Below are 19,855 nucleotides of genomic sequence, written 5' to 3'. Positions count from 1 at the left end.
CCAAGCCGCCTATGGGGGAAAGCCCTTTGACCACTCTATCCCGCGAGGAGGGCACGCGCAGCGCCCCGTGCCTCTTCCGTGATCGTATCGCCGGAGAGCATGCGCGCAATTTCGTCGACCCGGTCCGGCGTCGGCAGCGGTGTCACGGTGGAGGTCGTCATGCCATCCGACACCTGTTTTTCCACCCGCCAGTGATGCGCGCCCAGGGCCGCGACCTGCGGCGAATGCGTCACCACCAGCACCTGCCCCTCGCTGGCCAGCGCCGCCAGCCTGCGCCCGACGGCATCTGCCGTGGCCCCGCCGACACCCCGGTCGATTTCGTCAAAGATCATCGTCAAGCCGGTCTGGCCCTTGGTCAGACAGACCTTGAGCGCCAACAGGAACCGGCTGAGCTCCCCGCCGGAGGCAATCTTGTTGAGCGGCCCGGAGGGCGCACCGGGGTTGGTCGCCACGGTAAAGGCCACGGCATCGGCACCTTCGGGTCCCGGTAGGTCCTCGGAGATCTGCGTCTCGAAGACGGCACGTTCCATCTTGAGGGGGGCCAGCTCCGTACTGACGGCCTTGTCCAGCTTTTTGGCCGCCCGGCGACGCACTTCGGTCAGAGCTGCCGCAGCAGATGCATAGCGCGCTTCTGCTGCCTCGCATTGTTGGCGCAACGCCGCCAGATCGGCATCACCGGCATCGAGGGCCGCAAGCTTGTCCCGCAGGGTTCCCGCGAAACCGGCCAGATCATCGGGGAGGACGTCGTGCTTGCGGGCCAGCGCGCGGATGGCAAAGAGCCTTTCTTCGGTGTCCTCAAGCTCCGTTGGATCAAAGGACAGCCCGTCAATAGCAGCAGTAATGCCCCCCATCGCGTCATGGAGTTCCACCAAGGCGCGGGACAGCGATGCCATGGGGGCTTCCAACGCTCCCTCCGCTTGCTCTGCAGCGCCATCCAGCCACCGCAGCGCGTCGCTGAGCGCGGCTTCCGCGCCCTGCTGGCCAAGGATCTCATGCGCGCGGATCACATCACTGCGGATTTTCTCGGCCCCTTGCATGGTCCTGCGACGCACGTCCAGCGTGGCCTCTTCTCCCGGCTCGGGCGACAGAGCATCCAGCTCGGCAACTGCATGACGCAAGAACTCTTCTTCGTCGCGAATTGCGGCCATCGCGGCTTCTGCCGCCGCCAGCGCCTTCGCTGCCTTGCCCTTCTCCGCCCAGGCCGCGCGACATTTCGTGATGGCCGCCTCGAGACCGGCAAAACTGTCGAGGATCAGTCGATGCCCCCGCGGGTTCAGCAGCCCCCGATCGTCATGCTGGCCATGCAGTTCCACCAACGTGTCCGAGAGCTGCCGCAACACATCACCCGAGCAGCGCCTATCGTTGACCCAGGCCGTCTTGCGCCCCTCCGAGGTATTGATCCGGCGCAGGATCAACTCGTCTCCCCCCGGCAATCCCGCCTCCTCGAGCACGGCATGGGCGGGGTGGTCGTCAGGCAAATCGAACCAGGCCGTCACCTCGCCCTGCGCCGCCCCCTGCCTGACCAGATCGGCACGGCCGCGCCAGCCCAGCACAAAGCCCAGGGAATCCAGCAGGATCGACTTGCCTGCCCCGGTCTCGCCCGTCAGCACGTTCAGACCCGGCTGGAAACTCAGTTCCAGCCGGTCGATGATCAACATGTCGGAGATATCAAGCCCGCGCAGCATATATCGCCCCGCTTGTCATGGCTGTCGGATCAGAGCCATTCGCCCTTGACCGTCTGGCGGTACACCTGCCGCAACCAGCTGTCACCGGCGGCCTCCAGCGTCAGCCCCTGCCCGGTCAGCAGCGCAAAGCTGTCCTCGTACCAGTCGGTGGAGCGGTAGTTGAAGCCCAGAATGGCGCCCGCCGTCTGGGCCTCATCGGTCAGCCCCAACGACAAATAGGCTTCCACCAAGCGGTGCAAAGCTTCGGGCGTATGGGTGGTGGTCTGGAAATCCTCAACCACCACGCGGAAGCGATTTATCGCCGCCGTGTAGTGATTCCGGCGCAGGTAGTAGCGCCCGATTTCCATTTCCTTGCCCGCCAGATGGTCAAAGGCGAGGTCGAATTTCAGGATTGCGGAGCGGGCATAGTCGCTATCCGGGTAGCGCTCGATCACTTCGCGCAGCGACTGCAGGGCCTGAAACGTCAGCCCTTGATCCCGCCCGACCTCATCAATCTGATCATAGTAGCTGAGCGCCAGAAGATACTGTGCATAAGCCGCATCGTCGTCTTCGGGGTAGAAATCGATGAACCGCTGCGCAGCAGACCGGCTGTTGGGGTAGTCCTGATCCCGATGATAGGAAAACGCCTGCATGATCAGCGCACGACGGGCCCAGTCGGAATAGGGATAGAGCCTTTCGATTTCGGAGAAGAAGAAGGCGGCATCATCAGGCCTGCTGCGGTTCAGCTCAAACTCGCCGCGTTCAAAAATCTGCTCTGCTGAATAGGTCTCCAGCGGAATCTCTTCGGGGTTGAAAAAGTTACCACCCGAGCGCCCCGAGTCCCTGCCGCCGCATGCCGCCAGCGTTGCCGCCACCAGCAGTGCCGTGATTACCCGCTTTCGCGACCCAAGCTTACTCATGCTCTGCCACCTTTATTCCGTACCCCCGCACGACGCAATTTGCGCGAACTCTGAGAGGTCCTAGCACAGAAATTTCCCGTGCAAAACGCCCATTGCGCCCTTTGTGTGCGCACGTCTTATAAAGCTTGCTTGAGAAAAGGCACCACCGGGAATGAAGAGGCGCGTCATCGGGTTAGGCGACGGCTGGAATCTCGTCCCAGATCAGGCCGTAGCCCGGCAGGCGCGATGCCACGGTCTTGTCGCAGACCACCATGCGCACTGCACCCGGTGTCGCGAAAAGGTTGCGCAGCAGCGTGTTGGTCAGAGAGTGCCCTGCACGCACCCCGGTATACAGCCCGATCAGTGGTGCACCGGCCAATGCCAAATCGCCCAAAGCATCCAGCATTTTGTGGCGTACAGGTTCATCCATGTGCCGCAATCCGCCCGGGCTCAAGACACGATCACCATCGAAAACAACCGCGTTCTCGCCAGGTGCTCCACCGAGCGCCAGACCGTTCGCGCGCATCGCGTCCACATCCGCCTGACGACAGAAGGTGCGGCTATCACAGAGTTCGCGCGCGAAACTGCCATTGTTCATCACCAGCGACTTTTTCTGGTGACCGATTGCCGCATCGGCGAAATCAATCTCGAAGTCGATCTGCAACGTGTCCGCAGGTGCCAGCGTTGCAGATGCTTCGCCATCAGTTACGGTCACAGTTTTCAGAACTTCCAGCGCCCGCACCGGTGCGGGCAGTGTCCGCAGACCGCGCTGCATGATGCCGCGCACGAAGGGCACGGCGGAGCCATCCAGGATCGGCACTTCCGGACCGTCAATTTCCACCAGCGCATTGTGCACGCCGCAGCCCGCGAGTGCCGCCATGATGTGTTCTACAGTAGAAACCTGCAGACCGGCTGCATTCTGAATCTTTGTGCAAAGAGGGGAACGCAGAACGGCGTCCCAGCGTGCGGGGATCAGGCGATCCCCGACGGCGACGTCTGTGCGGGAAAACCAGATGCCATGCTCTGCGGTCGCCGGTCTGATCGTGACCGTCGCCTTGTGACCTGTATGAAGGCCACAGCCCGAAAAGCTGATCGCTGATTTGATCGTAGTCTGCACAATAGCCCCACAAAACCCACGGACCCTCCGGTCCTGTTGAACCCGTACCTATGGATTGAACCTATGAGGCTCAACTCAATCTTTGCAACGGACTGAAACACATCTGTTACATTTAGGCACAAAGGCGCCTGCACCACGTTAAGATGCTGATTATAAAAGAAAACGGGCCGCAAAAAAGCGACCCGTTCTTGCAAATTCGTGAAGAGATCAGTTGGCTTGGCGACGCAAAAACGCGGGAATTTCGATGCGTTCCTGATCTGGATCAGCCTGTTCCTGCGGCATTGGGGCCGGTTCTGCTGTCCGCTGCTGTACCGGGGGCTGCTGACGCGGAGCTGGCTGTGCACCGCCTTCACCATGGCCCGTCATCCGGTTAATCAGCGAATTGATCCCGAAGCGAGGGCGCTCCTCCTGCGCAGCAGCCGGCGCTTCCGCAGGGCGATGAGCCTGCTGTGGGCTCGCCTTCTGAGCCGCAGCGCGCAGGCGGGCCATTGCTTCGGGCGACGGAGTGCCGGGTGTCGGTGCGCGCGGGGCAACGAAGGCCTCTGGTTCCGCTGGCGTATCGACGCGGTTGGGCTCAAAAGCCGCGACCTGAGGCTGATAGGCTGGTGCCGGAAGATCATCGTCGTCATCGCGAGAAAAAATATCTTCGCCTCTGCCTTCCGCCGCCGTCTGCTCCGCTTCGAGCGACTCAAACAGCATCGGCTCTTCGGCTGCCTCTGCTACAACACTTTCCTGCGGCTCTGGCATGGCCATAACCGCCGCTGTTGGCGCGGGCGCTTCTTCTTCAGCAACCACCGCAGGTTTCAGCGGCTGCGACAAAGACCGGCGTGGCACGGGAATTTCCGTGTTCACATCCGTTGCGTCGATGCCGGTGGCAACAACGCTCACGCGCATCAGGCCGCCCATGTCCGTATCCAGCGTGGAGCCGACGATGATGTTCGCCTCCGGGTCCACCTCTTCGCGGATGCGGTTGGCCGCCTCGTCCAGTTCGAAGAGGGTCAGGTCGTGACCACCGGTAATGTTGATCAGCACACCCTTTGCGCCGCGCAGGCTGATTTCGTCCAGCAGCGGGTTCGCAATTGCCTTCTCAGCCGCCTGAACCGCGCGATCCTCGCCATCTGACTCTCCCGTGCCCATCATCGCCTTGCCCATCTCGTCCATCACGGCGCGTACGTCGGCAAAGTCGAGGTTGATCAGGCCCGGACGCACCATCAGGTCCGTCACACCCTTCACGCCCTGATACAGAACGTCATCCGCCATGGAGAAGGCTTCGGTGAAGGTGGTTTTTTCATTCGCCAGACGGAAGAGGTTCTGGTTCGGAATGATGATCAGCGTATCGACAACCTTTTGCAGCGCTTCGACGCCATCTTCGGCCTGACGCATCCGCTTGGCGCCTTCGAACTGGAAGGGCTTGGTCACAACACCAACAGTCAGCACACCCAATTCGCGCGCAGCCTGCGCGATGATCGGTGCCGCTCCGGTGCCGGTGCCGCCGCCCATACCGGCTGTAATGAAACACATATGCGCACCGGCCAGATGGTCGACGATCTGCTCGATGCTCTCTTCAGCGGCAGCAGCGCCAACAGAAGCACGCGCACCGGCCCCCAAACCTTCGGTGACTTTGATGCCCAACTGCACGCGATTGTCGGATTTGGCTTGCTGCAGCGCCTGCGCATCGGTGTTGGCCACGACGAACTCGACGCCATCCAGCTCTTTCTCGATCATGTTGTTGACCGCATTGCCACCGGCACCACCCACGCCAAACACGGTAATACGAGGTCTGAGGTCCGCCTGTCCGGGCATCGAAAGAGTAAGGGTCATAATACAATCCGCCTGTGCTGCTGCCCCGCATTCACGGGTGTTTTTGGTGCCTATTCAGGGCTGACACTACCCTTTGAGCGTCGAAGCGTCACGTAAAAAACATCATTTCGACACAAAATATGGGCTAAAAACGGCGTCAAACCCCTGCTAGCGGTAGTCTTTGGCAAGATGTCGCGCAACAGCGCGCAACCAACACTAGAAAACGCGTAAGGGATTCGGTCGGATGCGAAGCACCCGATGCGCGACTCGCGCGCCAATTCTCACAATGTCTGACGACTGCTCGGTCGCCTTGGGGCCTCTTGCGGGCCTTGTCTGGAAGGTACCATAGCGCATGGGCTACGTCACCGTGATTCGTATTGCCGTGCCCTTACCAATTGTCGCGAAACCAGCGGACCGCACGTTTGAGTGACCGGTTCGGATAGCGTTCCGCCGGGATATCGAAATCCCACCACTCGTCTTGTGGGTGGGCGGCGAAAAGTGTGAGACCAACCACCGAGGCAAAGCTGGGGCCGGTTGCGACCTGCGGCAGCCCGTGCACCCGCAGAGGACGGCCCAGACGCACCTGTTGCCCAAGGATCTTGCTGGCCAACCCGTCAAGCCCGGGTATCTGACTGCCCCCACCTGTCAGCACAATCTGTTGGCTGGGCAGATGATCAAACCCGGCCGCATCCAGACGGGCCCGCACCTCTTCCAGAATCTCCTCGACACGGGGACGCATGATGCCGATGACCTCGGCACGGCTGGCGGTGCGACGGTCATGTTCGAAATCGCCGGTGTCACCGCCAATCTCGATCATCTCACGGTCGTCCATACCGGTCGCATGCACACCACCATGCATGGTCTTGATCCGTTCGGCCATGGACATGGGCACCTGGAGGCCCATGGAAATGTCACCGGTCACATGATCCCCGCCCATCCGCACGGTATCCGCAAAGATCATGTGCTTCTTGATGAAGATCGACACGCCCGTGGCCCCGCCGCCCAGATCGATGCAGGCAGCCCCCAACTCCTGCTCGTCCTCCACCAGCGCCGCGATGCCGCTGACATAGGCCGACGAGGCGATGCCTGCGAGTTCCAGATCGCAGCGTTTGATGCAATGCGCCAGGTGCTGCACCGCCGAGCCATCGACGGTCAACATATGCATATCCACCGACAGCGCATTCCCCAGCTGCCCCCGGGGATCGCTGAGGCCCGAGCGGTGATCCAGCGCGAAATTCACCGGCTGCGCGTGCAACACTTCACGACCCACGCCGTAGTCAGGCACATCGCAGGCGGCCAGCGCCCGCGCCACGTCCTGTTCATCCACTGCCTTCCCTTCGAGCTCGACCTGAGCATCGAGCCCGTAAGACCGCGGATCGGCCCCGGCAAAGCAGGCGATCACGTGATCGACCCGGATGCCCGCCATCTTCTGCGCGCCCTGCAGGGCGGTCCGAATGGCCCGCTCCGTCTCCTGCATGGCGTGGATCTCGCCGAAACGCACGCCGCGCGAACGGGTGGTAGCAGCACCAATCACCCGGAACTGTGACTGTCCGGCGAGCGACCCGATTTCGCCCTCTTCACCCAGATCGCCGATGCCGTCAAAGCGCAGCACAAGGCAGGAGATTTTGGAGCTTCCCACGTCCAGAATGGCCACTACACCGCGCTGCATGGCCGCTTTGCGCATGTTGCGCATCTGGCGCTGGCTTTCATACAAGTCCATCATTCCTATTGCCCCGAAACCTTTTTTATTTCCCACCACAACGTGGCTGCTTGTTCGCTCATCTGCACCGTCGGGCGGGTGCCAAGGCGCATATCAACCCGCACCACATCACGCCCGAGCACATCCTCGGCCGCGTCCAGCGCGATCACCCGTTCGAGCGCCTCAACCGCCCCCTGCTCCGGCAGCAGAATCCGCTGATCCCGGTCCAGCACCACGTCCCAGCGACGCGCACCCATGCGCACAATGCCGCGCAACCGGACTCCAAGAGGGGCGGCTGCCCGGTAGAGATTGAGCGCCTCTTTCACGTCGCCTTCCGCGCCCTCGCCCGCGATGACCAGCAGGTCAGGCCGATCCATGCGCTTGTCCAGTTTGCCCAAATGCGCGCCGGTGATGTCGACCAGGGTCAGACCGTCCCGGCTGCGCCAGATGGCAACCGGCGTGCGCGGTGTGACATCGACCTGCAGCACCCCGCCGGGACGGATGCGCACGCCCACCGTCTTGACCGGCGCGAGCCCGGCGATCTTGTTCCGGATCTCTGTCAAGTTGAGGTCGAAAGAGCTGATCGGGAAATCCAGCGGCACGATCTCACGGATGTCCTGTGCGAGTCCATCGTCGCCGCCGTCAATCGCCATCAGCTGAACCATGAACTCGGGCCGCGTCTCGAAACTGGCGCGGGCCTCGGCGACTGTGTCGCGGATCATCTGGCGGTTGGCGTCCTCGGACAGCCACCATGTGGCGGCCCCAAATGTGAGCGCCATCGGCACGCCTGCACGCAACATCAGCAGGAACGCGGGCGTCAGCATCAGCCGCTGCATCCGCCAGGCCCAGCGGGAAGGTGCAGGATCGCAAGGCCCCGGCTTGCGCGACATCAGCGATCGCATGAAGCGTCCTCCACCATCCAGGCGCAAAGCTGCCCGAAACTCATGCCGCAGGCCTGTGCCTGTTCCGGCGTCAGCGACGTCGCGGTCATACCGGGCTGCGTGTTGGTTTCCAGCAGGATCAGCCCCGCCGTGCCTTTGCTTTCATCCCAGCGGAAATCGGTGCGGCTCACGCCCCGGCATCCCAACGCGCTGTGCGCCCGCAGGGCATAGTCCATGCAGAGGTCAAAAATCTGAGGCGGCACGTCCGCAGGCACCACGTGCCGCGACCCGCCGGGTTTGTATTTGGCATCGTAGTCGTACCAGCCATCGGTCAGAATATCCGTGACCGTCAGCGCCCGGTCCCCCAGAACGGTGGTCGTCAACTCGCGGCCCGGCGCGAAGGCCTCGACCATCACCTGTTCCGGCATGTCCGCTGCCAGTTGCGGCGGGCCGTTGCTGTCTTCATGCACAAGATAGATGCCGACGGACGAGCCTTCGTTGTTGGGCTTCACCACATAGGGCGGCGGCATGACATGGCGGCTGCGCACCTCGGCTGAGGGGACCAGAATGCTGGGGACCGTCGGCAGGCCTGCAGCAGCAAAGGCCGCCTTGCTGCGCTGTTTGTCCAAGGCCAAAGCGGAAGACAGCACACCGGAATGGGAATAGGGCATGCCGATCCACTCCAGCAGCCCCTGCACGCAGCCATCCTCGCCCCAACGCCCATGCAGGCAGTTCAGAACAGCATCCGGTTCGAGTTCCGCCAGAACAGAGCACAGATCGGGGCCCGCATCGACCTCGATCACCTCAAATCCTTCTCCCCGCAGCGCGGCAGCACAGGCTTGTCCACTTGACAGAGACACTTCGCGCTCAGCCGAAGGGCCGCCCATCAATACCGCCACACGTTGGGGTGTCCTGCTCGACTGACCCACTTGGTGCCTCTTTACCAGACCTCTGGGGCCCGTTCCTCGTTGTTCTGGTCCGACTTTTGCGCCGGTTCACCGTCATTTATTTGCATGCAGTCTGGCGGGATCGTGGTTAAGGAACCCTTAATTCTCGCCCACGCGCATGATTTCCCATTCTAGCGTGATACCGCTTTGGGCGTAAACCTTTTTTCGCACCGCTTCACCCAATCCTTCCAGATCCGCCGCGGTGGCGCCCCCGGTGTTGATCAGGAAGTTGGAGTGCTTCTCGCTCATCTGGGCGCCGCCAAGCTGCGCCCCGCGCAGGCCAGCATCGTCAATGACTTTCCACGCCTTGAGATCATGCACGTCATCCGCCCGCCCGGTGGAGGAAAACCCCGCCGGATTTCGAAAAGTCGACCCGGCGCTGCGGTCTTTTGTTGGCTGGGTTGCGTCACGCTTGGCGATCTGATCAGCCATGCGCGCGTGTAATTCTGCGGGATCGCCTTTGGGCGCGGCAAATGTGGCCTGTGTCAGGACGCAGCCCTTGGGCACCTGGCTCTGGCGGTAGGCAAAGCGCAAATCGTCTGGCCGAAGGGTGATGATCTTGCCGTCGCGGGTCACGGCCTGCGCCTCCACCAGCACATCCGCCGTATAGCTGCCATAGCAGCCCGCGTTCATCCTGACCGCCCCGCCAATGCTGCCCGGAATGGTGCGCAGGAATGTCAGATCGCGCCCGGCATCCGCAGCCTTTTTCGCCACATGGGCATCCAGGGCGGCAGCCCCGGCGGTCACAAGACCGTCCGTCACCTCGATCCCGTTGAAGCCACGCCCCAGACGGATCACCACGGCGCGCAACCCGCCATCGCGCACGATCAGGTTGGAGCCGACACCCATGGGGAAGACGGTGATTTCGGGTGACAGACTGGCCAGAAAATCGCTCAGGTCCTGCAGGTCCGCCGGTTGAAAGAGCCAGTCCGCAGGGCCTCCGACCCGCAGCCATGTCAGATCGCTCAAGGACCGGTTGGGCGTCAGGCGGCCACGGACGTCAGGCATATCTGTCATGGTGGGAGCCTAACGCAGGGTCCGGCGTTTGATCCAGCGCCCCAGATAGATCACCGGCCAGCGCAGCACCGACACCCCGCCCGCCATGACCAGCAAGCCGAGCCAAGGCCCGTGCAGCCAGGTGACATAGCCAACGATCGGAATGCCGATGGCGATCAGCATATAGGCGTTGCGCCAATGGTGGTCCTTGCTGGGGGTCATGGCCAGTACATTGGCCACCACGGCCCAGAGCGCGGCCAGAATGAGGGGAAGGCTCATTTCGGGATCTCCGGTCTTTCGCCACGGGCCCGGGCCAGAAAATAACGCAGCGGATTACGAAACATGGATACAAAAGCAAAAAGCGCGAGGGCCGCAGCCCACCAGCTGACGTCAAAGCCGATCCAGAGGATCAGGCAGGGGGCGGCGATCAGAAGGGTGACACCGGGGATGTATTGATGGCGCATCGGCAGCATCGCCACCAGGGCGGAGGCGAAGACCCACGCGATGCAGACCCAAAGCAGCATCAGGCGGCCCCTTTGCGCAGACGGTCGGGCAGGCCATTGGCCCAGGTGCTGATGGTACCGGCGCCGAGGCAGACAACCATATCGCCTGGACGGGCCTGTTCGCGCACCAGCCGTTCCAGATCGTCTTCGCCAACGACGGCACGGGCATGGCGGTGACCGTGACGAATAAGGCCTGCCACCAGATCATCGCGGCTGGCGCCCTCGATAGGGTCCTCCCCGGCACCGTAGACTTCGGCAATGCCGACTACGTCGGCGTCGTTGAAACAGGCACAAAAGTCATCGAAAAGACCAGAAAGCCGCGTGTAGCGGTGCGGTTGGTGCACGGCAATCACGCGGCCTTCGGTCGCCTGCCGCGCCGCTTTCAGCACCGCGGCGATTTCGACCGGGTGGTGGCCATAGTCATCAATGATCGTCACGCCACTAACTTCGCCCACGCGGGTGAAGCGCCGGTTAACGCCGCCAAACTTGGCTAACGCGTCGCGAATCTGCTCGCCCTTCATGCCCAGATGGCGCGCCACCGCGATCGCGGAAAGCGCGTTGGAGACATTGTGGTCCCCCGGCATCGGCAGGGTGCAGCCTTCGATCAGAATGTCTTCGGCCTGCAGCGCCACATCGAAATGCGCAATGCCGTTTTTATAGCTGAGATTGGTGGCACGCACGTCGGCCTGCGCATTGAACCCATAGGTCACGACGCGGCGGTCGGTGATCTTGCCCACCAGCGCCTGCACCTCCGCATGATCGGTGCAGCAGACGGCGACCCCATAGAACGGGATGTTGGAGACGAAATCCAGAAACCCCTGCCGCAGCGTGTCGAAATCGCCCCAATGCTCCATGTGCTCGGGGTCGATGTTGGTCACGATGGCAATGGTCGCGGGCAGCCGGTTGAAGGTGCCGTCGCTCTCGTCGGCCTCCACCACCATCCATTCGCCCTCACCCGCCCGCGCGTTGGAACCATAAGCGTGGATGATCCCTCCGTTCACCACCGTCGGGTCAAACTCGCCTGCGTCGAGCAGTGTTGCCACCATCGTGGTCGTCGTGGTCTTGCCATGGGTGCCCGCCACCGCGATGTTGGATTTCAGGCGCATCAGCTCCGCCAGCATCTCCGCCCGTCTGACGATCGGCAGACCCTGCGAGCGCGCGGCATCAAGTTCGGCGTTCCCGGGCTTGATCGCGCTGGAAATCACGACAACCTCGGCATTTGCGATATTCTCGGCGCGCTGCCCTTCAAAGACATGCGCGCCCAGCTCTTCGAGCCGCCGGGTGATCGGCGTTGCCTTGAGGTCCGAGCCTTGCACGGTATAGCCATGGTTCAGCAGCACCTCTGCGATGCCCGACATGCCGATGCCGCCAATGCCGACAAAGTGGATGGGCCCGACGTCGCCGGGCAGTTTGGTTGCTGCGCTCATGTGCTTTGCCCTTTTGCTGCCAGCTGCTCGACCATCTCCACCAGTGCCTCCGTGGCGTCCGGCTTGCCGAATCCGGCAGCGGCGCGCGCCATGTGCATGGCGGCGTCCGGATTGTCCAGCACCGTCAGAATATGTTCCGCAACGGCATCCACGTTCAAACGGCTTTCCGGGATCATGATCGCCCCGCCCGCCTGCACCAATCCGCGGGCATTGGCGGTCTGGTGATCGCCTGTTGCCGCCGCATAGGGGATGAGGATCGACGGTCGGCCAATGACCGACAGATCGGCCACGGATGACGCCCCTGCCCGGCTGATCACCAGCTGTGCTTCGGTCATGCGGCGCGGCACATCGTTGAAAAAAACCTGCGCGTCGGCGTTGATCCCGTGTTCGGCGTAGAAACTCGCAACCCGCTCCAGATCTTCCTCCCGCGCCTGATGGCTGACCCGGATGTTGCGCAACATCTGCATTGGCAGCGCGGCGATGGCGGGCGGGATGACGTCGCTGAGAATACGCGCCCCTTGCGAGCCGCCAATCACCAGCAGCTCCATGGGATAGTCGCCCGGGGCAATGTACCCGGCCTCCGCGCGATCAAGAATGGCACGCCGTACCGGATTGCCGGTGTGGTGACCCTCCACATCCCCGGGCAGGTCGGTGGGCCACGTCCCACATGCGATGGCATCGACGCGGGGGGCAAAGACCTTGTTCACCCGGCCCAGAATTCCGTTCTGTTCGTGGATCATCCGGGGCAGTTTCAGCAGATGAGCCGCCGAGAGCGCCGGGATCGTCGGATACCCGCCAAACCCCACAACCACGGCCGGTTTGTCCCGCATGAAGCCCCAGATCGACGCAAGCGTCCCAAGCACAAGGCGCGGGGCCACCACCGCCTTGGCCAGCAGCCCGCCGCGCGCAAAGGTGGCGCTGCTGATTTCTTCGATCTCGGTGGAATGCGGGAAGCCCTGCGTATACCGCGCACCGCGCGCATCGGTGCTGAGCTTCACCCGCCAGCCGCGATGCAACATCGCCTCGGCCAGCGCCTGCGCGGGAAACATATGCCCGCCGGTACCGCCTGCGGCGATCAGCACGAGCGGTTGCGCGCTCACGGCGCGCGCCCGCGCGACAGCAGATCGCTGATTTCACCCTGTGGCCGTGTCCGCGTGAAAGCAAGCAGCATGCCCACGGCGATGCCGCTGGCAATGACCGAAGACCCGCCATAGCTGACAAAGGGCAATGTCATGCCCTTGGCAGGCAGCAGGCGCACCGCGACACCCATGTTGATCATGGCCTGGACGCCCAGCGTGCAGGCAAGCCCGGTACCCGCAAGACGGATGAAAGGATCGCGCTCGCGCACCAGCCGCAGCAGCGACCGCACGACCACAGTGGCATAGAGCGCGATGATCACCAGTACGAGGATCAGCCCGTATTCTTCGGCGGCCACCGCGATGATGAAATCGGTATGCGCATCAGGCAGCGACCATTTCACCTGCCCCTCGCCCACGCCGACGCCAAAGAATCCACCCTCCTGAATGGCGTTGGTGGCATAGCCAAGCTGCGTGCGTGGATCGATTTCCGGCGACAGGAATCCATCGATCCGCCGCGCGAAATGCTCGGACCCGGAATAGGCCAGCGTGCCCCCAAAGACGACCAGCGCCGCCATACCCACCAGCAACACCATCGGCGCACCCGCCACGAAATACATCACGCCCCAGCTGAAGAGCACCAGACAAGCCTGACCGAAATCAGGTTGCAGCACCAGCATCGACGCAATGGCGACACAGAGGGCGAGCGACCATGTCTTGCCGGGCGGGCCATTCAGCTCCGTCGAGGCGGCCATCATCCAGGCCGCCACGATCACGAAGGCGGGTTTCAGAAACTCCGACGGCTGCACGGAGGCGAACCCAAGCCCGTACCAGCGCACGGCCCCCTTGCCGAAATCGGTGCCGAAAAAGGGCAGCAAGGCAAGGGCGACAAAGGCGGCGACGAACCCCAGAACCGCCAGACGCCGCACCAGAACCGGCGACATCATGGAGGTGAGGATCATAGCCACCAGGGCAAACATGCCGAAAACCGCCTGGCGCTGCACATAGTGAAACGGTTCGAACCCGTTTTTGGCCGCAAGTGGCGGCGAGGCCGCGAGCCCCAGCAAAAGCCCTACGGCAAAGAGCATCAGAATGCAGGACATCGCCCATTTGTCGATCGTCCGCCACCATTTGGGAAGGATCGGCTCGCCATCGCGAACCGGAACTGCGCCATAGACCATTTCCGTCATGGGTGCCTGCCTTGACTTACTATACTGCCTCGATGCGCCCCTTTTCGGGGTCTGCTGCCGTCACAGTAGCGCGAAATCCTCCCCAACGCCAGCCTCAAGGCTTGCCATTGGTCGGTTTTCGCGCCAGTTGGCGGCGATGCAGGTTGATACGGCAATCATAGGCGCAGGGGCCGCTGGCATGATGTGCGCCGCCCACGCAAAAGGGCGCATTCTGCTGGTGGATCACGCACGCGCACCGGGGGAGAAAATTCGCATCTCCGGCGGCGGGCGCTGCAATTTCACCAATCTCTACACCGATGCCGGGGCATTTCTGTCCAGAAACCCGCATTTTGCCAAATCGGCTCTGGCCCGCTACACGCAATGGGACTTCATCGATCTCGTCGATCGCCACAGCATCGCCTGGCACGAAAAGACGCTGGGCCAGCTCTTTTGTGACACCTCCGCCAAGGAAATCATCGCGATGCTCCGGGGATTGATGCAGCAAAACGGCGTCGATCTGCGGTTGCAAACCACGGCACATGGTTTTGCAAAATCGCCCGACGGGTTCACCTTCACCTTGAGCAGAGACGCGGCTGCGACACCGGTCACCGCGAATACCCTCGTGATCTGCACAGGCGGAAAGTCGATCCCTAAGATGGGGGCGACCGGTCTCGCATACGACCTTGCCGCCCAGTTCGGCCTGCCGGTCACCGAAACCCGCCCCGCACTGGTCCCCTTCACCTTTGACAAGGAACGGTTTGCCGATCTTGCGGGCGTCTCCGCCAAGGCCCGGATCACGGCGGGCGCCCAAAGCTTTGACGAAGCCCTGCTGTTCACCCACAGAGGCCTCTCCGGCCCAGCCGTCCTGCAGGCGTCCTCCTATTGGCGGGAGGGCGAGGAGGTTTCCGTCAATCTTTCCCCAGATACCGACCTCATGGACAAACTGCGCAGTCAGCGCAAACAGTCGGGACGGCGCAACCTGACCACGGAACTGGCGGCCCACCTGCCCGCACGTCTGGTGGAGCATCTGGCGCGCGAAATCGACCTGACGGGCAATCTCGCGGACCAGTCCGACCAGCACCTTAGCAGCATCTGCAACAACCTGTCCGACTGGCGGCTGAAACCCACCGGCACCGAAGGCTACCGCACGGCGGAAGTTACGCTAGGCGGTATCGATACCGATGCTCTCTCCGCCCAGACGATGGAGGTAAAGTCAGTACCCGGGCTTTACTTCATTGGCGAAGCGGTCGATGTCACCGGTTGGTTGGGTGGATACAACTTTCAATGGGCGTGGTCTTCAGCCATGGCCGCAGCACGGGCGCTCAATACCTGAGCCTTCATTGTTCTGAAAATATGCCCGCCGGAGGCAGCCCAAAGCCCGAAAAGAGCAAAAAATCAGAGATAAGCCCGAACCGCCGCCACGAAATCGTCACCGCGCTGCTCGAAGTTGTCATATTGATCGAAACTGGCCGCCGCAGGGGCCAGCAAGATGACATCCCCCTCCTCCGCCTCGGCCACGGCCCGCGCCACCGCCTTTTCCATCGTGGTGCAAACCTCGGCCTCCATCGGCAGCTGCATGGCAAAGGACGCGGCCTCCCGACCGATCACATAGGCCTTGCGCACCGAGGATGCGGCGCCAAGCTCTGCCAATCCGCCCTCTTTCTCCAACCCGCCGCAGATCCAGCGCACCCGCTCGAAGGCAGACAGCGCCTTGGCCGCCGCATCCACATTCGTGGCCTTGCTGTCGTTCACAAACCGCACGCCGTCCTTTTCGCCGACCAACTGACTGCGATGCGGCAACCCGCTGAAACTGTGGAACGCGCCTTCGATCACCTTCGGCGCCAATCCCAGAGCCCGACAGACAGCATAGGCCGCACAGGCATTCTGGTGGTTATGGGCCCCCGGCAACCCCGGCACCCCGCGCAGATCGATGGACCCCGCCTGCTTGCCTTTGCGGTACTCCGACAGGAACCCCTTGCGCGCAAAGACCTGCCACCCCGGCCCCGTCAACTTTCCAGCGACAGAGACGCGAATGACCCGGTCATCCCTGCGCCCCTCGGAGAGCTGTCCGGCCAGATACTGCCCCTCGGGCTCATCCACGCCAATCACCGCCCGGTCCGGCCCGCCTTCGGAAAAGAGCCGCCGCTTGGCGGCAAAATACCCCCCCATCCCCGCGTGCCGGTCCAGATGATCCGGTGAGAGATTGGTAAACACTGCGATATCCGGCGTCAGGCTGCGCGCCAGCTCGGTCTGGTAGCTGGAGAGTTCCAGCACGACAACTTCGCCGTCAATGGGCGGCTCCAGATCAAGCACCCCACGCCCGATGTTCCCGGCCAGCTGACAGGGACGCTCAACCTCTGACAGAATATGGTGGATCAATGCGGAGGTCGTGGATTTCCCGTTCGACCCGGTGACAGCCACAACGCGCGGTGCAACGTCAAACCCGTTCCACGCATGTGTCGCAAAGGACTGAAAGAAGAGACCAATGTCATTGTCGACCGGCACCCCCGCCGACAGCGCGGCTGCAACAACCGGGTTCGGGGTGGGGTAGAGATGCGGAATGCCGGGGCTGACGATCAGACGCGCGATATCGTCAAAATCAGCCGCCGTGCGAAACGGCTGGCAGGTGAACCCCTCCGCCTCGGCGCGCTCCCTGGCAGCCGGGTTGTCATCCCAGCAAAGCGGCGTCGCCCCGCCCGCCGCCAAGGCGCGCGCGGCACTCAACCCCGAGCGTCCCAGCCCCAGCACGGCAACTTTCTGACCTTGCACACCTACAACCGGAATCACGCGCGGCTCTCCTTTCACGTTTCGGAGACACTGCCGCCCGGAGCGCCCGGGGGCAAGGCGGTTAGTGCATTGGTGGCAATGTGCAGACTGCTTTTAGGGTACCTCGGCGGTCGGACGCAAGGTTCACAAGAGTTTCAAGGCACAAGCGTTAACGATTATATCGAGTAGGCTCCTTGCTAAGCAGTACGCCTTTGCATGTGTCGGCGCCCGAAATGATCGATAGTGCGCAGCGCGTCTAACTAGGGTCTGACCGCACGGCAAGCAGTAAGGTTGCCTTCAATTTGTTGAATATGCGAATGATCTGGCGGAAGAGCCGATTTAAAAATTTTCAGAGCTCGAATGTAGTACTGCTCCGCTTCCTCGAAGCGATCCAGCCCCAGCACCACAAAGGCGAGGTTGTTGAGATGGATCGCATAGTTGATATGCGCATCTCCTATTGTAATCCGATCAATCTCTAACGCCCGAAGGTAGAGTTCTTCCGCCTCCCCGGACCGCCCCATTTCATTGACTAAACGCGCGAGGTTGCTGAGGCGAATTGCATAGCTGGGGTGCTCCTCACCGATAGCTACACGGTCAATCTCAATCGCCTCACGATACAGCCTCTCGGCCTCCTCAAGCCGCCCCTGTTCGCGCAAAACGCCTGCGAGGTTGTTTAGGCGGGTTGCATGTTCCGGATGCCCCTCACCGATGGTCACACGATCAATCTCAAGCGCCTCACGGTAGAGACGCTCTGCGTCGTTCGGACGACCATGTGCTCGTACAATACCCGCAAAATTGTTGATTTCGGTCGCATAAGCCACGCACTTATCACCTTCTCTTACCTTAACATGAGCTACAACAAGTTCTTGCGCTTGCAATGCCTCCATAAACTTGGCCAAACGCCATGAAATACGGGCGTAAGCCCGAAGGTAGTTGAGATCACTCTGCATCTCGGCAGCGCGTTTATAGTGGGTGTAAGCGTCTTGCCACCTGATAGCGTCCTCAGCCACCATACCGCGTCCGTAGGCCGCTTTGGCCGCCGTTATCAGGGCGCGCTCTTCCGTTTCCGCCAGAAGTGCATCAATTTCACCGTATTCGAGCTCCCGAAACGCTGCCAAAGCGCTGCGAATGCGGTTTTCGCCTAAGGCATGCTGCGTCGCTGTATCGTCGAGCAGTTGTTCAATCTGAGTTACACGGTTAGTATGCTCTTGCAGAGCCTGCTCGGGGTTGGCAAGCCTTTCATTCAAGTCCGACTTTTTTGCGCGCAACTCAGTCAGTTCTCGCTCCAGCTCCGCCCGTTCAAGTTGGTTCACCTGACTGACAAGGGCGTCTTTCTCGGCAATCAACGCGTCGATGCGGGCGTCCTTGCGACGCATTTCCTCAATAAAGAGTGCCGGATCGATACCGTGTATGTCACGACCTGCCTGCTGAACACCTGTGGAATCCGCTACGTTGTTGTCTGTGCGTCCGATCATCCGGCTTGATCAATGTCTGTGCTGTTTCGGGATTCGTTGTGAGTTGTTCCCACGCTACCTGACTGCCGGACCCGCGCCGAACTATCAACGATATTGATCTTTTTTGCTTCGCTTTGGATTTGATGAACTGTCGCCACCCAATGTAAACGCTAGCAGCAGCCACGATCACGCCTGCGATCACCCAATAATCCATACCCGTTTGCGGCATATACCACTCCATCATTGCCCTGTTGCAAGTGTGTGGCATGTCCAATGTTCTGCCAAGCGTTAAGGGCGATCGTCGGGCGGTACATAGTTTCGGCAGGTTGGCCTTATCGCACTTTCAGTGTGGCCAGCCCGATCATCGCGAGGATCAGGGAAATGATCCAGAAACGGATAACAATGGTGCTCTCGGCCCAGCCTTTTTTCTCATAATGGTGATGGATGGGAGCCATCAGGAAAACGCGTTTCCCGGTACGCTTAAAATAGAGAACCTGAATGATCACCGACAGCGCCTCCACCACAAAGAGACCGCCGACGATGGCCAGTACGATCTCGTGTTTGGTGCTGACGGCGATGGCGCCCAGGGCACCGCCCAGAGCAAGGCTGCCGGTGTCGCCCATGAAAACAGCGGCGGGGGGCGCGTTGTACCACAAAAACCCAAGGCCACCGCCAAAAAGGCCTGCGCAGAAGATCAGGATCTCGCCCGTGCCGGGCACGTAGTGCACATCGAGGTATTCGGTGAAATCGACCCGGCCTACCGCATAGGCAATGACACCCAGTGTACTGGCCGCGATCATGACCGGCATGATTGCAAGCCCATCCAGTCCGTCGGTGAGGTTCACAGAGTTGGCCGCACCCACGATCACGATCATGCCGAAGGGGATGAAGAACATCCCCAGATTGATCAGAACATCCTTGAAAACGGGCAGCGCGAGACGCCCGGCAAGCGGATCATACTCCGCCACCCGCGCCGCCAATTCTACGTCATTCGAGGCGTGGATCGACATGGCCCAATAGGTCGCAATCCCCGCGATGACGAACCCTAGCAGCAGCCGCACCTTGCCCGGCACCCCCTTGTGGTTGCCCTTTGACACCTTGGCGTAATCATCGGCAAAGCCGATGGCGGCAAAGCTGAGCGTCACGCAGAGCACGATCCAGACAAATGGGTTGTCGAGCCGCGCCCAGAGCGCCGTGGAAGTCACCAGCGCCCCCACGATCAGCAGACCGCCCATGGTCGGCGTGCCCGCCTTGGCGAAATGCGTCTCGGGACCGTCGTCGCGGATGGGCTGGCCCTTGCCCTGACGCTTGCGCAACACGGCGATAAGCGGTTTGCCAAAGAGGAATCCAAAAACCAGCGCGGTCAGAAAGGCGCCGCCAGCGCGGAAGGTAATGTAGCGAAAGAGGTTATAAAAATCCCCCCCATCCGACAGCAGCGTGAGCCAGTAAAGCATCGA

17 protein-coding genes are annotated in these 19,855 nt (G+C 61.8%); 1 reads left to right on the top strand and 16 read right to left on the bottom strand.

Going from position 1 to position 19,855, the window contains the following annotated elements; translation table 11 throughout:
• Nucleotides 1-35: 35 nt before the first annotated feature.
• From recN to ftsW, 13 genes are all read right to left on the bottom strand, one after another.
• The gene (gene recN, locus Q1A52_RS14315; RefSeq protein ID WP_300016582.1) at nt 36-1,685 is read right to left on the bottom strand and encodes a DNA repair protein RecN; all 1,650 of its coding nucleotides are present in this window, start codon (nt 1,683-1,685) and stop codon (nt 36-38) included.
• Between the two features lie 29 nt (nt 1,686-1,714).
• The gene (locus Q1A52_RS14310) at nt 1,715-2,584 is read right to left on the bottom strand and encodes an outer membrane protein assembly factor BamD (RefSeq protein ID WP_299782757.1); all 870 of its coding nucleotides are present in this window, start codon (nt 2,582-2,584) and stop codon (nt 1,715-1,717) included.
• 172 nt (nt 2,585-2,756) lie between these two features.
• Entirely contained in the window at nt 2,757-3,680 is a 924-nt protein-coding gene (gene lpxC / locus Q1A52_RS14305) for a UDP-3-O-acyl-N-acetylglucosamine deacetylase (protein WP_300016579.1), read from the bottom strand.
• Nucleotides 3,681-3,887: 207 nt separating this feature from the next.
• Nucleotides 3,888-5,501 (bottom strand): cell division protein FtsZ, encoded by a 1,614-nt coding sequence (gene ftsZ / locus Q1A52_RS14300; protein ID WP_299782753.1) that lies wholly within the window; start codon nt 5,499-5,501, stop codon nt 3,888-3,890.
• Between the two features lie 367 nt (nt 5,502-5,868).
• Nucleotides 5,869-7,203, bottom strand: coding sequence for a cell division protein FtsA (gene ftsA, locus Q1A52_RS14295; RefSeq protein WP_300016576.1), 1,335 nt, complete (start codon nt 7,201-7,203; stop codon nt 5,869-5,871).
• Nucleotides 7,204-7,205: 2 nt separating this feature from the next.
• A complete protein-coding gene (locus Q1A52_RS14290; RefSeq protein WP_300016573.1) occupies nt 7,206-8,081 on the bottom strand; it encodes a cell division protein FtsQ/DivIB in 876 nt (291 codons plus the stop codon).
• Nucleotides 8,069-8,947 carry a D-alanine--D-alanine ligase gene (locus Q1A52_RS14285; RefSeq protein ID WP_300016570.1) on the bottom strand — a complete coding sequence of 293 codons (879 nt, stop codon included), beginning with the start codon at nt 8,945-8,947 and terminating at the stop codon, nt 8,069-8,071. The genes Q1A52_RS14290 and Q1A52_RS14285 overlap by 13 nt, the downstream gene beginning before the upstream one ends.
• A 159-nt stretch (nt 8,948-9,106) precedes the next feature.
• Nucleotides 9,107-10,024: a UDP-N-acetylmuramate dehydrogenase gene (murB, locus tag Q1A52_RS14280; RefSeq protein WP_300016567.1), complete on the bottom strand. Its 918-nt coding sequence runs from the start codon at nt 10,022-10,024 to the stop codon at nt 9,107-9,109.
• 9 nt (nt 10,025-10,033) lie between these two features.
• Nucleotides 10,034-10,282 (bottom strand): DUF2484 family protein, encoded by a 249-nt coding sequence (locus Q1A52_RS14275; protein ID WP_195820602.1) that lies wholly within the window; start codon nt 10,280-10,282, stop codon nt 10,034-10,036.
• Nucleotides 10,279-10,527, bottom strand: coding sequence for a DUF2484 family protein (locus Q1A52_RS14270; protein WP_300016564.1), 249 nt, complete (start codon nt 10,525-10,527; stop codon nt 10,279-10,281). The genes Q1A52_RS14275 and Q1A52_RS14270 overlap by 4 nt, the downstream gene beginning before the upstream one ends.
• Nucleotides 10,527-11,933 (bottom strand): UDP-N-acetylmuramate--L-alanine ligase, encoded by a 1,407-nt coding sequence (murC, locus tag Q1A52_RS14265; RefSeq protein WP_195820603.1) that lies wholly within the window; start codon nt 11,931-11,933, stop codon nt 10,527-10,529. The genes Q1A52_RS14270 and murC overlap by 1 nt, the downstream gene beginning before the upstream one ends.
• On the bottom strand, nt 11,930-13,033 hold the full coding sequence (locus Q1A52_RS14260) for a UDP-N-acetylglucosamine--N-acetylmuramyl-(pentapeptide) pyrophosphoryl-undecaprenol N-acetylglucosamine transferase (RefSeq protein WP_300016560.1): 1,104 nt from the start codon (nt 13,031-13,033) through the stop codon (nt 11,930-11,932). The genes murC and Q1A52_RS14260 overlap by 4 nt, the downstream gene beginning before the upstream one ends.
• Nucleotides 13,030-14,199, bottom strand: coding sequence for a putative lipid II flippase FtsW (gene ftsW, locus Q1A52_RS14255; RefSeq protein WP_300016557.1), 1,170 nt, complete (start codon nt 14,197-14,199; stop codon nt 13,030-13,032). Before ftsW ends, Q1A52_RS14260 begins: the two co-directional genes overlap by 4 nt.
• A 136-nt stretch (nt 14,200-14,335) precedes the next feature.
• On the opposite strand from ftsW, the gene Q1A52_RS14250 reads away from it, so the two are divergent.
• Complete coding sequence (locus tag Q1A52_RS14250) at nt 14,336-15,511, top strand: NAD(P)/FAD-dependent oxidoreductase (RefSeq protein ID WP_300016554.1); 1,176 nt, start codon at nt 14,336-14,338, stop codon at nt 15,509-15,511.
• 62 nt (nt 15,512-15,573) lie between these two features.
• Here the strand turns inward: Q1A52_RS14250 and murD are convergent, their stop codons facing one another.
• The 3 genes from murD to mraY form a co-directional block, all read right to left on the bottom strand.
• Entirely contained in the window at nt 15,574-16,965 is a 1,392-nt protein-coding gene (gene murD, locus Q1A52_RS14245; protein WP_300016551.1) for a UDP-N-acetylmuramoyl-L-alanine--D-glutamate ligase, read from the bottom strand.
• Between the two features lie 239 nt (nt 16,966-17,204).
• Nucleotides 17,205-18,419, bottom strand: coding sequence for a tetratricopeptide repeat protein (locus tag Q1A52_RS14240; protein WP_300016548.1), 1,215 nt, complete (start codon nt 18,417-18,419; stop codon nt 17,205-17,207).
• Between the two features lie 311 nt (nt 18,420-18,730).
• Nucleotides 18,731-19,852 carry a phospho-N-acetylmuramoyl-pentapeptide-transferase gene (gene mraY / locus Q1A52_RS14235; protein WP_299782729.1) on the bottom strand — a complete coding sequence of 374 codons (1,122 nt, stop codon included), beginning with the start codon at nt 19,850-19,852 and terminating at the stop codon, nt 18,731-18,733.
• Between the last annotated feature and the right edge of the window lie 3 nt (nt 19,853-19,855).

The organism is uncultured Roseobacter sp., assembly GCF_947488185.1.
Classification (GTDB): Bacteria; Pseudomonadota; Alphaproteobacteria; order Rhodobacterales; family Rhodobacteraceae; genus Roseobacter.
Note: the sequence above shows the minus strand (reverse complement) of the source record. Positions and strands in the feature narration are given on the sequence as shown.